Here is an 18,501-nt window from a genome sequence, read left to right on the forward strand (position 1 = left end):
CGAAAGAATTCGGATGAGCCTGTCGTGAAGTCGCGTGCACATATCGCAGCCAGCGCCTCAGCGCAAGCACAACACGTCCCCGGGGGCTCCCCTGCGGCGTTGCGTCGTTTGCCAATCCGGCCATGATCGGCTTCACGGAGGCAAGATTGAGATTGGTTGAAAGAGCGTGCGCGACGCGTGCGCGCGAAGCAGGAGTCCCAGTGCGTGGCCGAAGCTGACAAGAACGACAAGAAGGCCAAGCCCGATTTCCGCTCGCTCGCGACCTTCTGGCCCTATGCGCGGGCGCAGAAGCGCCGGATCGCGCTGGCGCTCGTCGCCCTGGTCATCGCCTCGCTGGCGACGCTGGCGCTGCCGCTGGCGGTGCGCCGCGTCATCGATGTCGGTTTCACCGGGGGCGAACAGCAGCTCGCCAACAGCTATTTCATCCTGCTGATCGGCGTCGTCGGCGTGCTGGCGCTGGCGAGCTCGGCACGCTTCTATCTGGTGATGACGGTGGGCGAGCGCATCGTCGCGTCGTTGCGCGCCGACGTCTTCCGCCATCTCACCCGGCTGGAGCCGGCCTTCTTCGATTCGAGCCGGGCGGGCGACCTCGTCTCGCGGCTCACCGCCGACACCACGCAGATCAAGTCGACCTTCGCCTCGACCGCCTCGATCGCGCTGCGCAACGCCATCATGGCGCTGGGGGCTCTCGCGATGATGGTGGCGACGAGCCCGCGGCTCTCCGCGATCGTCATCGGCGTCATCCCGCTGATCGTCATTCCGCTGGTCCTGTCCGGCCGCTCGGTCAGGCGGCGCTCGCGGGCGGCGCAGGACCGGCTCGCCGATGCCTCTGCCTTCGCGGCCGAGGCGGTCGGCGCGATCCGCACGATGCAGTCCTTCGGCGCGGCGCGCCAGAGCTCCGCGCGGTTCGAGGCGGCCTCCGACGATGCCTATGCGGCCTCGCGGGAGGCGACGGCCTCGCGCGCACTGCTCTCGGGCGTCGCGATCTTCCTGGTCAGCGCCAGCGTCGTCTGCGTGCTCTGGACCGGAGCGACCGAAGTCTTCGACGGGCGCATGAGTGGCGGGCGGCTGTCGCAGTTCATCCTCTATGCCGTGCTGGCGGCCAGCTCGCTTGGCCAGCTCTCCGAGGTCTATGGCGATATCAGCGCGGCCGCCGGCGCCTCCAGCCGGCTTGGCGAGATTCTGGCGCTGAAGCCTGCCATCGCCGCGCCGCCGCATCCCAAGCCGATGCCGGCTCCCTCGCTCGGCGAGCTTGCCTTCGAGAACGTCTCCTTCAGTTATCCCGGCCGCGTGGGGCCTGCATTGTCGAACCTGAATTTCTCGGTCCGGCCGGGCGAGCGGATCGCGCTGGTCGGGCCTTCAGGCGCCGGCAAGAGCACGGTGCTGCAACTGGCGCTGCGCTTCTACGACCCGCAGGACGGGCGCGTCGTCGTCGATGGCGTTGCGGGGCCGGAGGCCGATCCGGAGGCCTGGCGCGAGCGTTTCGCGCTGGTGCCGCAGGAGCCGACGGTGTTCGGCGTCTCGGTGCGCGACAACATTGCCTATGGCCGCCCCGACGCCTCGCAGGAGGAGGTCGAGGCCGCGGCGAAGCTTGCGGCGGCGGACGAGTTCATCCGCGCCCTGCCTGATGGCTACGAGACGGTGGTCGGGGAGCGCGGCGTGACGCTGTCGGGCGGCCAGCGCCAGCGCCTCGCCATCGCGCGGGCGATCCTCAAGGATGCGCCGATCCTGCTGCTCGACGAAGCGACCTCGGCGCTCGATTCCGAAAGCGAGCGGGCGGTGCAGGATGCGCTCGACCGGCTGATGCAAGGCCGGACCACGCTGGTGGTGGCGCATCGGCTGGCGACCATCCTCTCGGCCGACCGCATCCTCGTCATGGAGGACGGGCGCATCGTCGAGGAGGGCAGCCATGCCGAACTCAAGGCGCGCGGCGGGCTCTATGCGCGGCTGGCGGCGCTGCAGTTCGGGCTGGAGACGGCGTAAGCGGTTGCTCGGGAACCTCTCCGTCATTCCGGGGCGCTCTGCAGGAGCGAGCCCGGAATCCATGAACACGCGGTTTGCCGTCATGGTCGGGCTTGTCCCGACCATCCACGTCTTCATCGATGCAGCGCTGTGTTCAAGACGTGGACGCTCGCCACAAGGGCGAGCATGACGAATTGAAGCCGCGTCGTGGTCATGGGTTCCGGGCTCAAGCGCTGCGCGCTTGCCCCGGAATGACGGTCGGATACCGGCGATTCACCGCTCGGTGATCTTGAACTCGATGCGGCGGTTGCGCCGGTGCGCCTCGTCCGTGTTGGCGACGTCGAGCGGCTGATACTCGCCGAAGCCGGTCGCGGCGACGCGGTCCGTCGGCAGGCCGCGCGAGATCAGGTACTCGACGACGGCGATGGCGCGGGCCGAGGAGAGATACCAGTTCGAGGGAAACTGGGCCGACTTGATCGGGCGGTTGTCGGTATGGCCGTCGACGCGCAGGATCCAGGGCAGGTCGGGCGGCATCTCGTTGCCGAGATCGAGCAGGATGGTCGCGAGCTTGTCGAGCTCGCCCTTGCCCTCGGGCTTCAGCACGGCCTGGCCGGCATCGAAGAAGACCTCGGACTGGAAGACGAAGCGGTCGCCGACGACGCGGATGTCGGGCCGCGTGCCTAGCACCTGCCGCAAGCGGCCGAAGAAGTCCGAGCGATAACGCGCGAGTTCCTGCACGCGCTGGGCCAGCGCGACGTTGAGGCGCGAGCCGAGCTCGGAAATGCGGGCCTGCGAATCCTTGTCCTTGGCCTCGGAGGCCGCGAGCGCCTCTTCCAGCGCGGCGAGCTGGCGGCGCATGGCCTGGATCTGCTGGTTGACCAGATCGACGCTGGCCTGGGCGCGGGCGGAAAGCTGCTTCTCGGCGTCGAGCGCCTTCTGTGATTCGGCGAGCTGGGCGCCGGCATTGCTGCCGGCTTGCGTGTCGATCAGGCCCTGCAGACGGGTGCGGTCGCCCTGCGTCTGCGCGAGCGTCGACTGCATGAGCTGGAGGCTTTCCTGCGCCTGCCGATTCGAGGAACGCTCCAGGGCGAGCAGGTCGGTCAGTTCAGAGATCTGCTTGTTGAGCCGCTCCAGTGCCGTGTCCTTGCCGGTCAGCTCCTGCGACAGGAAGAACTGGCCGAGCACGAAGACGGTGAGCAGGAAGACGATGCCGATCAGCATCGTCGAGAGCGCATCGACGAAGCCGGGCCAGAAATTCGTTTCCTCGCGGCGATGGGCGCGGGAGAGGGCCATCGATCAGGTTCCTGCTCTGTCCGGCGCCATCATGGCTCGGTGACCTGGTCGGCAGTGAGGCGGTCGATCAGGCGCTTCAGGTCCTTCTCGCGCGCGGCCTGCGCCTCGACCCAGTCGCGGATCATCTGCTGCTCGGAGCGCATGTGCTGGACAAGGCCCTGGATGCCCTCGGCGAGATTGGAGAGGGCCTGGGTCGCGGCGCGGTTGTTGGAGGCGCCGTCGGCCATGGCGGCGCTGAGCTGCTCGAAGCGGTCGGCCAGCGGGTTGCCGGCACCCAGCAGAGCAGCCGGCGCCTCGGGTGTGCCGGTGCGGCTGCCCAACCAGCTCTCGACCTCGTTGCGGAAGCGGCGCTGCGCCTGCCCGACCTGCAAGTCGAGGAAGCCCAGAATCAGCGAGCCGGCGATGCCGAAGAGCGAGGACGAGAAGGACAGGCCCATGCCGGCGAGCGGGGCGGAGAGGCCGGCCTTCAATTCGTCGAAGAGCACGCCGGCTTCGGCGCCGGTGCGCAGCGACTTGATGACGCCGCCGACCGAGCCGACCGTGTCGAGCAGGCCCCAGAACGTACCGAGCAGGCCGAGGAAGACGAGCAGGCCGCCGAGATAGCGCAGGACTTCGCGGCCGTCGTCGAGCCTGACCGCGATCGATTCGAGCGTCGATGCCGCCTGAGCCGGGGCGAGCGTGCCGCGTTCCAGCGCCGGCAGCACGGTGCCCAGCGGAGCGATGACCTGGCCGCGGCGGACTTCGGCCGATGCAGGAGAGGCGGCGAGATTGGTCGCGGCGCGCGCCTCGCTATGGAGGCGCCAGAGTTCGCGCAGCGCGATCAGGCAGCCGACGAGCAGGGCGCCCAGGATGAGGCCGTTCAGCCCCGGGTTGGTCATGAAGGCGTCGACCAGCCCGCGCTGCAGGATGTAGCCGAGGAAGCCGATCAGGGCGAGGAAGAGGACCGCGCGGACGACGTAGCGAAGCGGTCTGGAGAAGCGGACCTGCGCCCGCGTCGGTGCGGCCGTTGCCGGCTCGGCCGCAAAATCCTCAGTCGCCATGCGTCGTCTTCCGTTCGCCTCGGAGTGCGGGAAGGACTGTCGCCTCCCACGCCGCCGGGATCAAGCACGAAAGAGCAACAGTTTCGTGGCGCTTAGGTTTCAGGCTGCTGCGGTTTTCAGCGCGGCGCTCAGCGCGCGCTCGCCGGCCTCGTTGCCGCAGATGATGTCCTTGGCGCTCGTTATCGGCTTGCCGTCGAGCGTGCCGAAGGTGCCGCCCGCCTCACGGATCAGCACGGCGCCGGCCGCGAAATCCCAGGTGTTGAGGCCGCGCTCCCAATAGGCGTCCATGCGGCCGGCGGCGACATAGGCGATGTCGAGCGCGGCCGAGCCCATGCGGCGGACATTGGCGAAGCGCGGCATCACGGCCGCGAGCTCGCGCAGGAACTGGCCGTGGCCGCCCTTGCCGATATGCGGGATGCCGGTGCCGATCAGCATGTCGGCCGGCTCGTTGCGGCCGGAGACGCGCAGGCGGCGGTTGTTGACGAAGGCGCCCTTGCCCTTCTCGGCCATGAACATCTCGTCCTTGGCAGCGTCGTAGATCACGCCGGCGATGAACTGGTTGTCGCGCTCCAGCGCGACCGAGATGTTCCAGTGCGGAATGCCGCGCAGGAAGTTGTGGGTGCCGTCGAGCGGGTCGATATGCCAGCGGTTGCTCTCGTCGGTGCCGTGGACGACGCCGCTCTCCTCCAGGACGAAGCCGTAGCCGGGACGTGCCTTCTCCAGTGACTCGCGCAGGATTTCCTCGGCCTTGTGATCGGCCTTGGAGACGAAGTCGCCGGGGCCCTTGGCGAGCACCTGCAGGTTCTCGACCTCGCCGAAGTCGCGCTTCAGCGAGCGGGACGCCTTCATCACGGCGTCGGTCATAACGGTCATCAGGGGGGAACGGATCATCGGAAACCTCTTGCGCGCCGACGCGACGCGATGAGCCAGCGGCGCAAGCCTCGCGCCCGGCAAAAATTTAGCGAGCCGTCACTTGCGCGGGTCTTAGGGCGCCGTCAAGACGGCGCTGCTGATCCGGCTGGCGGCCATGCGGGCGGCGCGGGCCTGTTGCTCGGGCTTCAGGCGCTCGAACAGGTCGTCGAGCGCGGCGTCCTTGAGGCCCTGCGAGCGGGCGGCGAGATGCCAGGCGGCGGCCTCGATCGTGTCCGGGGCGATGCCGAGCCCGAACTGGTAGAGCTTGGCGAGGCGGTTCTGGGCGATCGGGTTGCCCTGCCAGGCGGCGCGCCGGAACAGGCTGGCCGCGGCGGCCTCGTTCTTCTCCACGCCGGTGCCGTTGAACAGCATGATGGCGTATTCGACCTCGCCGGGGACATTGCCCGCAGCGGCTGCCTGCTTCATCCAGCGGGCTGCGGCCTCTTCGCTGGCCGGCATGCCGCGCCCCTGCTTGGCGAGGACGCCGAGCGCATACATGGCATCACCGACCTGTGCCTTCGCCGCGATCTCGAGGCTGGCGACGGCGCGCTTGTCCTCGGCCTCCTTGTTGGCCGCGAGCAGGGCGAGGGAGAGATTGTAGTTGGCGGCGGGGTGGCCAGCGGCGGCGGCCTTCTCCAGCAAGGCCCCGGCGCGTGCCGTATCGCGCTTGCCGCTCTTCTCGTCGAGAAGCTGGGTCGCGAGTGCGAAGGCGGCGTTGATGTCGCCGCGCGCCTCGGCCCGCTCATACCATTCCGTCGCGACCTTCTGGTCGGGCGGGACGCCGAGGCCCTGGCGATAGAGCTCGCCGAGAAGCGTCATCGCCGCGGCATCGTTGTTGTCGGCCTCGATGCGCTTCAGCGCCTCGGACAGGGCGCGGCGGTAATGGCCGGTCTGATAGGCGCCATAGGCCATGTCCGGCACAGGCGCCGCCTCAACCGGAGCCGCGAGCAGGGCGCCGGCGAGCAGGACGAGCCCGGCCAGCCGTTTCATCGCGCCGCCTTCCGAGCCGCACAGGCGGCGATCGCCTGGTTGGCCTGCTCGACCAGGGCACGGATATCCTGCCCTTCGTCGAAGGCCCAGGTGCCGAGCGCAACGAATTCCGCGCCGGTCTCGACCAGTGCGGGGATGGATTCGGCATCGGGCGCATAGGCGACGCAGGGTGTCTCGAAGATCTCGGCCCACCAGCCGGCGCGTTCGACCACGGCTGCCAGCGGCGGCAGCGATCCATCCGGGCGGGGCTCGCCGAACATCACGTAGTCGACGCCGGCCTCGCCTGCATCCATGGCGTCATGGCGGGCACGCAAGCCGCCGATGCCGATGATGCGCTCGCTCTTCAGGCTGGAGCGGGCCTCGGCAACCGCGGCCGGGCCGCCGGTGAGATGGACGCCGTCGGCGCCGCCGCGCGCGGCGACGAGCGCATTGTCCTCGACGACGAGCGCAACACTATTGGCCTGGACCGGGCCGGCGAGGCGCTTGACGCGCTCGATCCGGCTGCGGTCATCGCCGGGGGTGAGGCGCAACAGCACGGCGGCGATATCGCCGCCGGCCATAGCCTGCATCAGGCGAAAGGCCATGGCCTCCGCGTCCGCGACGGGAGGAGTGACGAGCATCAGGCGAGTGGAGAATGATTGTGTGGTCATGATCGGCTGCGCAAACGGCCCGCAGCGAAGTCCAATGTCAAGACCGCAAGACCGGCAACGAGGCTCCAGAAGGCCGAGCCGATGCCGAAAAGCGAAAGACTGGAGGCGGCGACGGCGAAGGTGACGACGGCGGCGAAGCGCTCCTTGTCGGAGGCCATGGCCTGCCCAAGCGCGCCTGTCAGCGAGCCGACGAGCCCCAGGCCCGCCACGGCGACGATCAGCGCCTTGGGCAAGGCCAGCAGCAGGGCGATCAGCAGGCCCGTACAGGCGGCGACGACGAAATAGGCGAGGCCATAGAGCACGCCCGCCTTCCAGCGCTGGGCCGGGTCGGGATGGGTATCGCCGCCGGTGCAGATTGAGGCCGATATCGCGGCCATGTTGGTCATATGCGCGCCGAAAGGGGCGGTCAGGAGCGAGGTCAGGCCCGTCACGAACAGGGAAGGCGCGGTCGGCGGATTATAGCCGGCCGCGCGCAGCACGGCGAAGCCCGGCAGGTTCTGGGCGGCCATGGTGACGAGATAGAGCGGGACGCCGATGCCGAGCATGGCGGCAATATCGAAGCGTGGCGTGACGAATTCGAGGCCGCTCAGCGTCATTGCTCCGGCAGGCCAATGCGCCAACCCTCCGGCAAAGCTGATCGCGATGCCGGCGACGAGCGCGGCGATGACGCCGAGGAAGGGGTTGAGCAACCGCGCCACGAGGAAGACGGCGAGCAACGGCAGCACGAGGCCGGGCGAGAGCCGCATCTCGTCGAAGACCGCGACGACGAAGCGGAAGATGACGCCGGCGAGCATGGCGGCTGCGACCGGCATCGGGATGCGCTCGATCAGCTTGCCGAGCGGGCGGAAGGCGGCCGTCAGCATCATCAGCACCGCGGCGACCAGGAAGGCGCCGACGGCAGAGGCCATGTCGAAGCCGGTCACGGCCGCGATCAGGGCGGCGCCCGGCGTCGACCAGGCGCAGATCATCGGCATGCGATAGCGCCAGGACAGGAAGAGGCTGGAAGCGCCGGTGGCGAGGCAGAGCGCGGCGATCCAGGAGATGGTCTGGCCATGCGTGGCGCCCAGCGCCTGCGCGGCCTGCAGGATGACGGCGACGGAGGCGGCGAAGCCGACGAAGACCGCGACCAGGGCAGAGAAGACGATCGACATGGTGCGGGAAGCCGGCTGGAACGGAAGCAAGCCAGCGTTGAACCAGAAAACGTGGGACACGGAAAGGGCGGCAGGCGCGGGGCCGGGGGCAGCCTGGGGCGCGGAGCTTGCACGAAAATGGCCCGCCGGTGGACGGTGATGTCATGCGGCTGTCAATGGCCGGGTCTAGCTGCGCATTATTCCAATCCGAAGCGACCGAGGCCGATCATGCGCGACGACGATCACGAATCCACCTTCGGCGCCAGCATGCTGGAGCATGAGGACGCCGAGCCGCGGAACCCGACCCAGAACCCGACCATGGGCGAGCTGATCTCGCAGCGCTTCTCCAGACGTGGGTTGCTGAAGGGCGCGCTGGCGGTTTCGGCGATCTCGGCGACGGTCGGCACGCTGGCGCTGGAGAGCGCCGCGGAAGCGCAGGCGCAAGGCGCGAAATCCGCCTTCGCCTTCAAGGAGGTCGAGGTCGGCGTCGATGCCGATCACCATGTCGCTGATGGCTACGAGGCGCAGGTGCTATTGCGCTGGGGCGACCCGCTGACGGCCGATGCGCCGGCCTTCGATCCGGCGAAGCAGAGCGCCGAGGCCCAGAGCAAGCAGTTCGGCTACAACAACGACTTCGTCGGCTATGTGCCGATGACCGGCGCGGCCGACCCGTCCGCGCATGGGCTGCTCTTCGTCAATCACGAATACACCAATCCGCACCTGATGTTCCCGGGCGTGGTCGAGATGAAGGACGGCAAGCCCGTCATGAAGAACGCGACGCCGGAGCGCTTTGCGATCGAGGCGATGGCGCATGGCGCGACGGTCGCGGAAATCCGCAAGACCGGCAGCGAGTGGGCGCTGGTCAAGGATTCCAAGTACAACCGCCGCATCACCGCGGCGACCGAGATGCAGCTCTCGGGGCCGGTCGCCGGCACCGAGCGCGTCCAGACCAGGGCCGATGCCAGCGGCCGCAAGGTGCTGGGCACGCTCAACAACTGCTCGGGCGCGCTGACGCCCTGGGGGACCTTCGTCTCGGGCGAGGAGAATTTCCACGGCTATTTCTCCGGCAAGCTGCCGGAGGGCCATCGCGAGGAGGCGAACTACAAGCGCCTCGCCGTGCCGTCCTCGCCTTACGCCTGGGGCCGTTTCGAGGAGCGCTTCGACCTTGCCAAGGAGCCGAACGAGGCCAACCGCTTCGGTTGGGTGATCGAGGTCGACCCGTTCGATCCGAATTCGGTGCCGAAGAAGCGCACCGCGCTCGGCCGCTTCAAGCATGAGGGCGCCGACATGATCGTCGCCAAAGACGGGCGCGTGGTCGCCTATCTCGGCGACGACGAGCGCTTCGACTATGTCTACAAATTCGTCACGGCCGGCCGCTTCGACCCGAACAACCGCGCCAGCAATCTCGACTTGCTCGATGCCGGCACGCTCTATGTCGCCAAGTTCGCGGCGGACGGCACGCATGAATGGCTGCCACTGGTCTTCGGGCAGGGACCATTGACGGCCGCCAACGGCTTCCAGAATCAGGCCGACGTGCTGATCGAGGCGCGCCGCGCCGGTGACCTGCTCGGCGCGACCAAGATGGACCGGCCGGAGGACATCACGCCCAACCCCGTGACGGGGCGCGTCTATGTGATGCTGACCAACAATACGAGCCGCAAGGATGGCGAGGTCGACGCCGCCAATCCGCGCGCCAAGAACGCCTTCGGCCATATCATCGAGATCGCCGAGGCCGATGGCGACCACACGGCGACGAAGGGGCGCTGGGAAATCCTGCTGAAATGCGGTGACCCGTCGGTCGCGGCGGTCGGCGCCAGCTTCTCGACCGAGACGACGAAGAACGGCTGGTTCGGCATGCCCGACAATGCCGTGGTCGATTCCGCCGGGCGGCTCTGGGTCTCGACCGACGGCAACGGCATCGACGTGACCGGGCGCACCGACGGGCTCTGGGCGGTGGATACCGAGGGCGGCGCGCGCCGGACCTCGAAGCTGTTCTACCGCGTGCCGCATGGCGCGGAGCTGTGCGGGCCCTGCTTCACGCCGGACGACACCACCGCCTTCGTCGCCGTGCAGCATCCCGGCGATGACGGTCCGGACTGGCCCGAATTCGGCCGCCGGTCCTACTATGAGGATCTCTCGACCCGCTGGCCGGACTTCAAGCCGGACATGCCGGTGCGGCCCTCCGTGGTGGCGATCACCAAGAAGGGTGGCGGCAAGATCGGCGTTTGAGGCGGCCTGCCGTCAAAGGCAGCGGGCTTAGGCCAGCAGGAAGGCCAGCCGGTCGTCAGCGCGCCCTGGCGCGATTTCGAGGATATCGGCGCTGACGACATCCTCGGCAACGAAAGGGTCCCTCTCCACGCGCGCTTCCAGTTCGGCGCGCGTGGTTTGATGGGCGATGACCACACCGCCCAGGCCTGGCTTCAGGCTGCCGGTCATCAGAAAAACGCCGTCATCGAAACCGCCGCGAATCCAGTCATTATGCGCCTGCATCAGGCTCGATGCCTGAGCCTTGTTGGCGGAAAAGCGAAGCGTGACGACGAACATGGCGGTCTCCCTGTATCGATGGATCAGCAGGCAGGAGCAATCGGAGCGGTGGGACACTGCGCATCGAGCCAGACCTTCATCGCTTCGACCTCCCTCTCGATGAAGCTGCCATCCCGCAAGGCTGCGGCGAGCGTTGCGACGCCCTGGCTGCGCATCAGTAGATGCATCGCGAGAGCGTCTGCATCGGGGCCACGGCCGAGCATGCTGAACTGAGTGGAAAGCCACCCCTTGAATAGCGTGAACAGCTCGGTCGCGCGGCCGAGCGCGAAGTGGTCCAGCTTCGCGAGTTCCAGGCACAAGGAGCCGACGGGGCAGCCGTAGAGCATGATCTTCGTGCGGTTGGCGATCAGTATTCCGGCAAAGCTCAGGATGCGATTGCGCGGGGAGATCGCGTCACGTTCCCAGCCATCGAGAAGCTGGCGGGTTCGTTCCAGCCGCTGCGTGATGACGGCGTCGAGAATCTCGTCCTTAGTCCTGAAGTGGTAGTAGAAATTGCCACGCGAGATGCCGATTGCAGCGGCGATATCGGCAAAGGCAGTCGCTTCGAAGCCGTGCTCGTAGAACAGGTTGTCGGCTGCCTCGACGATATGCTGCTTCGTTGCCGCTGCTCCCATGCGCTCCCCCGTCGCTCTCTCCGGCTGCGTCATTTCGTACGTTGTAGGTCGAATGTCCTAAACCTGAATTAGGGCAATTGACCTAAATTATCAATCCCTTTGCGGACAATAAAAACGCCGCCGGGTTGCCCGGCGGCGTTGTGGACGATCCGACAAAATGCTGGCTGCAGAGCGGCTGTCGTGGCGGCCAGTCGAGTTAGCTCAGGCCGCCTTCTTGGCGCCGAAGGTCGGGTCGAGCTCGCCCTTGGCGTAGCGCTTGGCCATGTCGGCCAGTGTGATGACGCGCTTGATCTTCGAGGCCTGGCCGGCGGTGTTGAACTCCTCAAGGCGCTGCTTGCAGAGCTTGGTCATCGCTTCCATGGCGGGCTTCAGGTACTTGCGCGGATCGAACTCGCCGGGGTTGTCCGACAGGATCTTGCGGATCTGGCCGGTCATCGCCATGCGGTTGTCGGTGTCGATGTTGATCTTGCGCACGCCGTGCTTGATGCCGCGCTGGATTTCCTCGACCGGCACGCCCCAGGTCTGGGGCATCTTGCCGCCATACTGGTTGATGACGTCCTGAAGGTCCTGCGGAACGCTGGACGAGCCGTGCATGACGAGATGCGTGTTCGGCAGCAGCTTGTGGATCGCCTCGATGACGTGCATCGCGAGGATCGCGCCGTCCGGCTTGCGGGTGAACTTGTAGGCGCCGTGCGAGGTGCCCATGGCGATGGCGAGCGCGTCGACCTTGGTCTCGGCGACGAACTTCACCGCCTCGTCCGGGTTGGTCAGGAGCTGGTCATGGCTGAGCTTGCCCTCGAAGCCGTGCCCGTCCTCCTTCTCGCCCTCGCCGGATTCGAGCGAACCGAGCACGCCGAGTTCGCCCTCGACCGAGATGCCGCCGAGATGGGCCATGTCGGTGACGGTCTTGGTCACGCCGACATTGTAGTCCCAGTCGCCGGGGGTCTTGCCGTCGGCCTTGAGCGAGCCGTCCATCATCACCGAGGTGAAGCCGGCCTGGATCGCGGTCATGCAGGTCGCTGGCTCATTGCCATGGTCGAGATGCACGCAGACCGGGATATGCGGGTAGATCTCGGTAACGGCGTCCATCATGTGCTTCAGCATGATGTCGTTGGCGTAGGACCGGGCGCCGCGCGAGGCCTGGATGATGACGGGCGCGTCGGTCGCATCGGCCGCCGCCATGATCGCCAGCGCCTGCTCCATGTTGTTGATGTTGAAGGCGGGCACGCCGTAGTCGTTCTCGGCGGCATGATCGAGCAACTGGCGAAGCGTGATACGGGCCACGATGGCACTCCCCTTTGGACAAACAGACAGAAGCCGGGTTTAGCGGCGAAAAGCGACGAAGGTAAAGCGAAAGCGGAATTCGCGCTTAAGATCAGCGCCCGCGGGCCTCGAGAGCGGCGACGCGCTCCTCGATCGCGGCGAGTTCCTCGGCGAAATTGCCGGTGACCGATTTCGCCATGACGAGCAGGCCGGCGGTGTCACGGCGCTGCTTGCGGACGAGGTCACCCATGGTGTCGAAGCGCTGCTCCAGATGCTCGAAGCGCGTATTCACCTCGGCCCTGAACGAAGACAGGTCCGCCTGAATCTTCTTCAGGATCTCGAACATCGCGCTCTGCACATTCTCGCTCATGAAGAGAACATAGCATAAACATGAACTGCCGCAAGGGCAGCCCATGTCGGCTGGATCAGCGCTTCCTGAGCGCCTCGACGCCCGGCAGGGCCTTGCCTTCCATCCATTCGAGGAAGGCGCCGCCCGCGGTCGAGACATAGGAGAGGTCGTCGGCGACGCCGGCATGGTTCATGGCCGCGACGGTGTCGCCGCCGCCGGCGACGGCGACGAGCCCACCAGCCTTGACGCGCTTGGCCGCGGCCTTCGCGACGGCGACCGTCGCGGTGTCGAAGGGCGGCAGTTCGAAGGCGCCGAAGGGGCCGTTCCAGACCAGCGTCTTGATCTTGTCCAGGCGCAGCACGACATCGGCGGCGCTGAGCGGGCCGGCATCGAGGATCATCTCGTCGGCTGCGACCTCGCCGACCGTTACGACGCGATGGCCGGGATGGGCCTTGAACTCGCGGGCGACCAGCGCATCGACCGGCAGGACGATCTCGCAGCCGGCGGCCTTGGCCTTCTCCTCGATCTCGCGGGCGGTGCCGACGAGGTCATGCTCGCAGAGTGACTTGCCGACATCGACGCCGCGCGCGGCGAGGAAGGTATTGGCCATGCCGCCACCGATGACGAGCACGTCGACCTTCCTGACGAGATTGCCGAGCAATTCGAGCTTGGTCGAGACCTTGGCGCCGCCGACGATCGCCATGACCGGGCGGGCGGGGTTGTCGAGACCGGCGGAAAGGGCTTCGAGCTCCGCCTGCATGGTGCGCCCGGCATAGGCCGGCAGGACATGGGCGAGGCCCTCGGTCGAGGCGTGCGCGCGGTGCGCGGCCGAGAAGGCGTCGTTGACATAGAGATCGCCATTGGCGGCGAGCGCCTTGACGAACTCCGGATCGTTCTTCTCGTCGCCGGCGTGGAAGCGGGTGTTCTCCAGCAGCAGGACATCGCCGTTCTTCGCAGCGGTCAGCGCCTTGGCGACGTCATCGCCGATGCAGTCGTCCACGAAGGTGACGGGGCGGCCGAGCGCCTCTGTCAGAGCCGGCACGACCTGACGCAGGCTGTTCTTGTCGTCGCGGCCCTTGGGGCGGCCGAAATGCGCGAGCAGCACGACCTTGCCGCCCTTGTCGGCCATCTCGCGAATCGTCGGCAGGATGCGGTCGATGCGGGTGGTGTCGCTGACCTTGCCATCCTCCATGGGAACGTTGAGATCGACGCGGACAAGCACGCGCTTAGCCGAGAGATCGGCGTCATCGAGGGTGCGGAAGGCAGTCATCGGGCTCTCTTATCGGATGCGTTCGAACAGGCTGGGATAATCGACGACGAGGCCGTCCTCGTCGACAGGCAATTCGGCCTCGAAGCTGCCATCGGCCGCCTGGTAGCGGAACAGGCGCGGAGCGAGGCAGGTATAGGTCTGCCGGTCGATGGTCGGCACGAAATCGTCGAAGGGGATGTAGAGCATCGCGAAGCTGCGGCTCTGGCCGATCTCCCAGCGCTCCCGCCGGATCGGCAGGGTGTTGGTGAAGGGCGAGCCCTGCAGGTCGATGTCGATGCAGTCGTCGAAGGCGGGAAGCCGCGTGCCGGCGGCGTCATGCCAGCGGCCGGCGCGACGCTCCATCGCGAGGCGGCGGCCATCGGTCGTCGCGATGGCGAAGCTGGTCACCGCGAAATCGGCCGTGCAGTCGATGCGATAGGAGACGCCATAGGGCGGTTCGCCGCGCTCGCCGATGACCACGGCTTCGGCACGAATGCCGGTTTGCGTGGTGGCGAGGGTGAGATGCTCCAGTCCGACGCCCTCGACCGGTCGCCAGCGCAGGCTGCGCGGCACGGCCAAGAGTGCGACGTCCCGAAAGCTCATCGGGCGAGCAGGCCTCCGAACAGGCCGGGCACGCCGAATTTCAGCACGAGGATGGTGAGGATCACGGTCAGCACTGCCGTGATGATCGCCGTCATGAACAGCGTGCCGGCGCGCGGCGTCGCGTCGATGCGGTTGCGCAGGGCAGTGATCTCGCCGCGGATCGCAGCGAAATCCATGGTGCCGGCGGCGGCGTCGACCTTGTGGGCGCTACGCTCCAGCGAGGCTTCCGCACGGGTCAGCACGGCCTCGTAGCGGGCGAACTTCTCCTCGATGCGCGCCGCCTTCTCCTCGATGCGGGAGAGTTGGTCGAGCTTGCGCGGCTCGGTGACGGGCACTGCGCTCTCGGAAGCGGGCGTCGTCGCCACGAGCGTTGGGCCGGAGGAAACGGGCTGCTCGGTGTTCGCCGGGGTCACGACGGTCGGCTCGATCTTGGCCATAGGCGCTCCGTAGCTGGGACGTATTGGGCGAGGCCGCACCTTGGCAGCGCGGCCTCGCATTCATGGATCATGCCCTCAGAGAAGGGCACAAACGTGATGGATCAGAGCAGGGCACCCATGGCGACGGCGGTGTCGCTCATGCGGTTCGAGAAGCCCCATTCGTTGTCGTACCAGGACAGGACGCGCACGAACTTGTCGTCCATGACCTTGGTCTGGTCGAGGGCGAAGGTCGAGGACGCCGGATCGTGGTTGAAGTCGATCGAGACGTTCGGCTGGTCGGTGACGGCGAGGATGCCCTTGAGCGGGCCGCGCTTCGACGCCTTGATGATGGCCTCATTGACCTTCTCGACCGTGGTCTTGCGCTTGGCGATGAACTTGAAGTCGACGACCGAGACGTTCGGGGTGGGAACGCGGATCGAGGTGCCGTCGAGACGGCCCTTCAGGTCCGGGATCACGAGGCCGATCGCCTTGGCGGCGCCGGTCGAGGTCGGGATCATCGAGAGCGCGGCGGCGCGGCCGCGATAGAGATCCTTGTGCATCGTATCCAGCGTCGGCTGGTCGCCGGTATAGGCATGGATCGTGGTCATGAAGCCCTTGTCGATGCCCACGCTGTCATGCAGCACGCGCACGACCGGCGCGAGGCAGTTCGTGGTGCAGGAGGCGTTCGAGACGACGACGTGGTCCTTGGTCAGTTCGTGATGGTTGACGCCGAAGACGACGGTGAGGTCGGCGCCGTCGCAGGGGGCCGAGACCAGCACGCGCTTGGCGCCGGCCGCGAGATGGGCGGCGGCCTTGTCACGGGTGGTGAAGATGCCGGTGCACTCGAAGGCGATGTCGACGCCGAGCGCCTTGTGCGGCAGGTCCTTGGGATCGCGGATCGCGGTGACCTTGATCGGGCCGCGGCCGACATCAATCGTGTCGCCGGAGACGGTCACGGTGCCGGGGAAGCGGCCATGGACGGAGTCGAAGCGGAAGAGATGGGCGTTGGTCTCGACCGGGCCGAGATCGTTGATCGCCACGACCTCGATGTCCTTGCGCTTCGACTCGATGATCGCGCGCAGAACGTTGCGCCCGATGCGGCCGAAGCCGTTGATCGCCACCTTGACCGTCATGTCTTCCTCTCCTTCGCCGAGCGTCCGGCGTAAGCCGTCGCTATCCACGCGGGCAATTCGGCCAAAGAATGGCCGAACGCAAGATGTCTTTCGGGAAAATCAGCCCTGCCTGCGGCAAATAGGCCGTCAGGCGTTGTGCTTCTTCATCGCGGCGTCGGCGATCGCCTCCGCCGTGATGCCGAAATGCTTGTAGACCTCCTTGTAGGGGCCGCTGGCCCCGAAGGAGTTCATGCCGATGAAGGTTCCGTCATGGCCGATGACGGCATCCCAGCCGAAGCGCACGCCGGCCTCGACGGCGATCTTGACCGGAGCCGAACCAATGACCGAGGCCTGAGTGGCCTCGTCCTGCTCAAGGAAAAGCTCGAGCGAGGGCACCGAGACGACGCGGGCGCGGACGCCCTTCTCGGCCAAGAGCTTGCGCGCGGCGACGGCGAGCTCGACCTCGGAGCCCGAGGCGAAGAGCGAGACCTGGGCCTTGCCGCCCTCGGCCGCCAGCAGTTCGTAGGCGCCGGTGGCCGAGCGGTTCTTGGCGGTGGCGTCGGTGCGCAGCTGCGGCAGGTTCTGGCGCGAGAGCGCGAGGACCGTCGGGCCGTCGGTGCGCTCCAGCGCGGCCTGCCAGGCCTCGGCGGTCTCGATCGTGTCGGCCGGGCGGAAGACGCGCATGTTCGGCATGGCGCGCAAGCTTGCGACCTGCTCGACCGGCTGATGGGTCGGGCCGTCCTCGCCGAGGCCGATCGAGTCATGGGTCATGACATAGACGACCGGCAGGCTCATCAGCGCGGCCAAGCGCATTGAGGGGCGGGCATAGTCGGCGAAGACCAGGAAGGTGCCGCCGCCGGTGCGGAAGCCGCCATGCAGCGTGATGCCGTTCATCGCGGCAGCCATGCCGTGCTCGCGGATGCCGTAGCGGACATAGCGGCCCTTCGGGGTCTTCGGGGTGAAGTCCTCGGCAGCCTTGGTGCGGGTGTTGTTCGACGGGGTAAGGTCGGCCGAGCCCATCACCAGCTCGGGCATGATCGGGGTGATGGCTTCGAGAGCCAGCTCCGAGGCCTTGCGGGTGGCGACAGCCTGCGGCGCGGCGATCAGCGCCTTCTTATGGGCGAGGATCGCCTTGTCGAGCTTGGCCGGGACGGCAAGGGCCAAGCGGCGGTCGAACTCGCCGCGCTTGCGCTCGGAGAGGGTGGCGAAGCGCTCGCTCCAATCCTTGTGGGCGGCGGCGCCGGCCGCACCGAAGCCGCGCCACGCCTTGAGCACATCGGCCGCGACCTCGAAGGCGCCGCCGGTGATGCCGAGCTTCTGCTTGGCGGCGGCGAGCTCCTCGGCGCCGAGCGGCTCGCCATGCGCCTTGGAGGTGCCGGCCTTCTTCGGCGCGCCGAAGCCGATCACGGTCTTGCAGGCGATCATGGTCGGCTTGTTCGACTTCCGGGCGCGGTTGATCGCGGCCTCGATCGCCTCGGGATCATGGCCGTCGACGCGCTCGGAGCGCCAGCCGCAGGCCTTGAAGCGCGCGACCTGGTCGACATTGTCGGTGATCGAGAGCGGGCCGTCGATCGAGATGCCGTTATCGTCCCAGAGCACGATCAGCTTGTTGAGCTTCTGGTGGCCGGCAAGCGCGATCGCCTCCTGGCTGATGCCCTCCATCAGGTCGCCGTCGGATGCCAGCACATAGGTGTGGTGGTCGACGACCTTCTTGCCGAACTCGGCGGCGAGCATGCGCTCGGCCATCGCCATGCCGACGGCGGTGGCCAGCCCCTGGCCGAGCGGGCCGGTGGTGGTCTCAACGCCCGAGGTCATGAAGTTCTCGGGGTGGCCGGGAGTCTTCGACTCGAGCTGGCGGAAGGCCTTGAGGTCGTCGAGCTGCATGCCGGGCGCGCCGGTGAGATAGAGCAGGGCGTAGAGCAGCATCGAGCCGTGGCCGGCGGAGAGCACGAAGCGGTCGCGGTCCGGCCAGCGCGGGTCGGCGGCGTCATACTTCATCACACGGGTGAACAGCACGGCAGCGATGTCGGCGGCGCCCATCGGCAGGCCGGGATGGCCGGACTTGGCCTTCTCGACGCCATCCATCGCCAGGCCGCGGATGGCATTGGCGAGCTTGTCGTGCTGGGCGCGATCGATGGTGGTCATGATGATCTCACAGGGCTCCGTCGGGCGGGCGGGAGGACCGGGCCGGCCTGCGCGACAGCGGGCCGGCGAGGGGGGAAGGCAGTCTTGCCGCCGCTTGCGGCAGGCTTGGAAAGGACGGGGTGGATTAGGCCCGGCCCTCCCTGCGAGTCAATTCGCCAAAACCTGCTTTCGGGGTCGCAGGCAACGCTTTTGGTCGGTTTTCCGCAGGCGGCGCCTCAGCTGCTTCGGG

17 protein-coding genes are annotated in these 18,501 nt (G+C 67.5%); 2 read left to right on the forward strand and 15 right to left on the reverse strand.

From position 1 onward, the window contains the following. Window positions 1–204: 204 nt before the first annotated feature. Window positions 205–1,983 carry an ABC transporter transmembrane domain-containing protein gene (locus AC07NY_RS05535; protein ID WP_494582370.1) on the forward strand — a complete coding sequence of 593 codons (1,779 nt, stop codon included), beginning with the start codon at window positions 205–207 and terminating at the stop codon, window positions 1,981–1,983. A gap of 252 nt (window positions 1,984–2,235) precedes the next feature. On the opposite strand, the gene AC07NY_RS05540 is transcribed toward AC07NY_RS05535, so the two are convergent. The 6 genes from AC07NY_RS05540 to AC07NY_RS05565 form a co-directional block, all read right to left on the reverse strand. Continuing rightward, window positions 2,236–3,255: a peptidoglycan -binding protein gene (locus tag AC07NY_RS05540; protein WP_494582372.1), complete on the reverse strand. Its 1,020-nt coding sequence runs from the start codon at window positions 3,253–3,255 to the stop codon at window positions 2,236–2,238. A gap of 29 nt (window positions 3,256–3,284) precedes the next feature. Continuing rightward, complete coding sequence (locus tag AC07NY_RS05545) at window positions 3,285–4,295, reverse strand: flagellar motor protein MotA (protein WP_492285025.1); 1,011 nt, start codon at window positions 4,293–4,295, stop codon at window positions 3,285–3,287. A gap of 99 nt (window positions 4,296–4,394) precedes the next feature. After that, entirely contained in the window at window positions 4,395–5,186 is a 792-nt protein-coding gene (locus AC07NY_RS05550; protein WP_494582374.1) for an inositol monophosphatase family protein, read from the reverse strand. 93 nt (window positions 5,187–5,279) lie between these two features. Continuing rightward, window positions 5,280–6,197 (reverse strand): tetratricopeptide repeat protein, encoded by a 918-nt coding sequence (locus tag AC07NY_RS05555; protein WP_494582376.1) that lies wholly within the window; start codon window positions 6,195–6,197, stop codon window positions 5,280–5,282. Further along, window positions 6,194–6,847 carry a thiamine phosphate synthase gene (locus tag AC07NY_RS05560; RefSeq protein ID WP_494582378.1) on the reverse strand — a complete coding sequence of 218 codons (654 nt, stop codon included), beginning with the start codon at window positions 6,845–6,847 and terminating at the stop codon, window positions 6,194–6,196. The genes AC07NY_RS05555 and AC07NY_RS05560 overlap by 4 nt, the downstream gene beginning before the upstream one ends. Then, window positions 6,844–7,998, reverse strand: a complete 1,155-nt coding sequence (locus tag AC07NY_RS05565) for a benzoate/H(+) symporter BenE family transporter (RefSeq protein ID WP_494582380.1) — start codon at window positions 7,996–7,998, stop codon at window positions 6,844–6,846. The genes AC07NY_RS05560 and AC07NY_RS05565 overlap by 4 nt, the downstream gene beginning before the upstream one ends. A gap of 207 nt (window positions 7,999–8,205) precedes the next feature. Between AC07NY_RS05565 and AC07NY_RS05570 the strand changes: the two genes are divergently transcribed. Next, window positions 8,206–10,206, forward strand: a complete 2,001-nt coding sequence (locus AC07NY_RS05570; RefSeq protein WP_494582382.1) for a PhoX family protein — start codon at window positions 8,206–8,208, stop codon at window positions 10,204–10,206. Between the two features lie 27 nt (window positions 10,207–10,233). Here the strand turns inward: AC07NY_RS05570 and AC07NY_RS05575 are convergent, their stop codons facing one another. The 9 genes from AC07NY_RS05575 to tkt all read right to left on the reverse strand — a co-directional run bounded on the left by AC07NY_RS05575 (window position 10,234) and on the right by tkt (window position 18,272). Next, on the reverse strand, window positions 10,234–10,521 hold the full coding sequence (locus AC07NY_RS05575) for a YciI family protein (RefSeq protein WP_494582383.1): 288 nt from the start codon (window positions 10,519–10,521) through the stop codon (window positions 10,234–10,236). Between the two features lie 23 nt (window positions 10,522–10,544). Next, window positions 10,545–11,135 carry a TetR/AcrR family transcriptional regulator gene (locus tag AC07NY_RS05580; protein WP_494583695.1) on the reverse strand — a complete coding sequence of 197 codons (591 nt, stop codon included), beginning with the start codon at window positions 11,133–11,135 and terminating at the stop codon, window positions 10,545–10,547. Window positions 11,136–11,336: 201 nt separating this feature from the next. Beyond that, window positions 11,337–12,419 (reverse strand): class II fructose-bisphosphate aldolase, encoded by a 1,083-nt coding sequence (gene fba, locus AC07NY_RS05585; RefSeq protein WP_494582385.1) that lies wholly within the window; start codon window positions 12,417–12,419, stop codon window positions 11,337–11,339. A gap of 91 nt (window positions 12,420–12,510) precedes the next feature. Then, window positions 12,511–12,768: a hypothetical protein gene (locus AC07NY_RS05590; RefSeq protein ID WP_293806078.1), complete on the reverse strand. Its 258-nt coding sequence runs from the start codon at window positions 12,766–12,768 to the stop codon at window positions 12,511–12,513. A gap of 55 nt (window positions 12,769–12,823) precedes the next feature. Next, window positions 12,824–14,017, reverse strand: a complete 1,194-nt coding sequence (locus tag AC07NY_RS05595) for a phosphoglycerate kinase (RefSeq protein ID WP_494582387.1) — start codon at window positions 14,015–14,017, stop codon at window positions 12,824–12,826. A gap of 9 nt (window positions 14,018–14,026) precedes the next feature. Then, window positions 14,027–14,599 carry a putative glycolipid-binding domain-containing protein gene (locus AC07NY_RS05600; protein WP_494582389.1) on the reverse strand — a complete coding sequence of 191 codons (573 nt, stop codon included), beginning with the start codon at window positions 14,597–14,599 and terminating at the stop codon, window positions 14,027–14,029. Next, window positions 14,596–15,036, reverse strand: a complete 441-nt coding sequence (locus AC07NY_RS05605) for a hypothetical protein (RefSeq protein ID WP_494582390.1) — start codon at window positions 15,034–15,036, stop codon at window positions 14,596–14,598. Before AC07NY_RS05605 ends, AC07NY_RS05600 begins: the two co-directional genes overlap by 4 nt. Window positions 15,037–15,137: 101 nt before the next feature. Next, window positions 15,138–16,148: a type I glyceraldehyde-3-phosphate dehydrogenase gene (gene gap, locus AC07NY_RS05610; protein WP_494582392.1), complete on the reverse strand. Its 1,011-nt coding sequence runs from the start codon at window positions 16,146–16,148 to the stop codon at window positions 15,138–15,140. A 126-nt stretch (window positions 16,149–16,274) separates the two neighbouring features. Next, complete coding sequence (gene tkt, locus AC07NY_RS05615) at window positions 16,275–18,272, reverse strand: transketolase (protein ID WP_494582394.1); 1,998 nt, start codon at window positions 18,270–18,272, stop codon at window positions 16,275–16,277. Between the last annotated feature and the right edge of the window lie 229 nt (window positions 18,273–18,501).

This window comes from Allobosea sp. GW821-FHT09G06 (assembly GCF_059416005.1).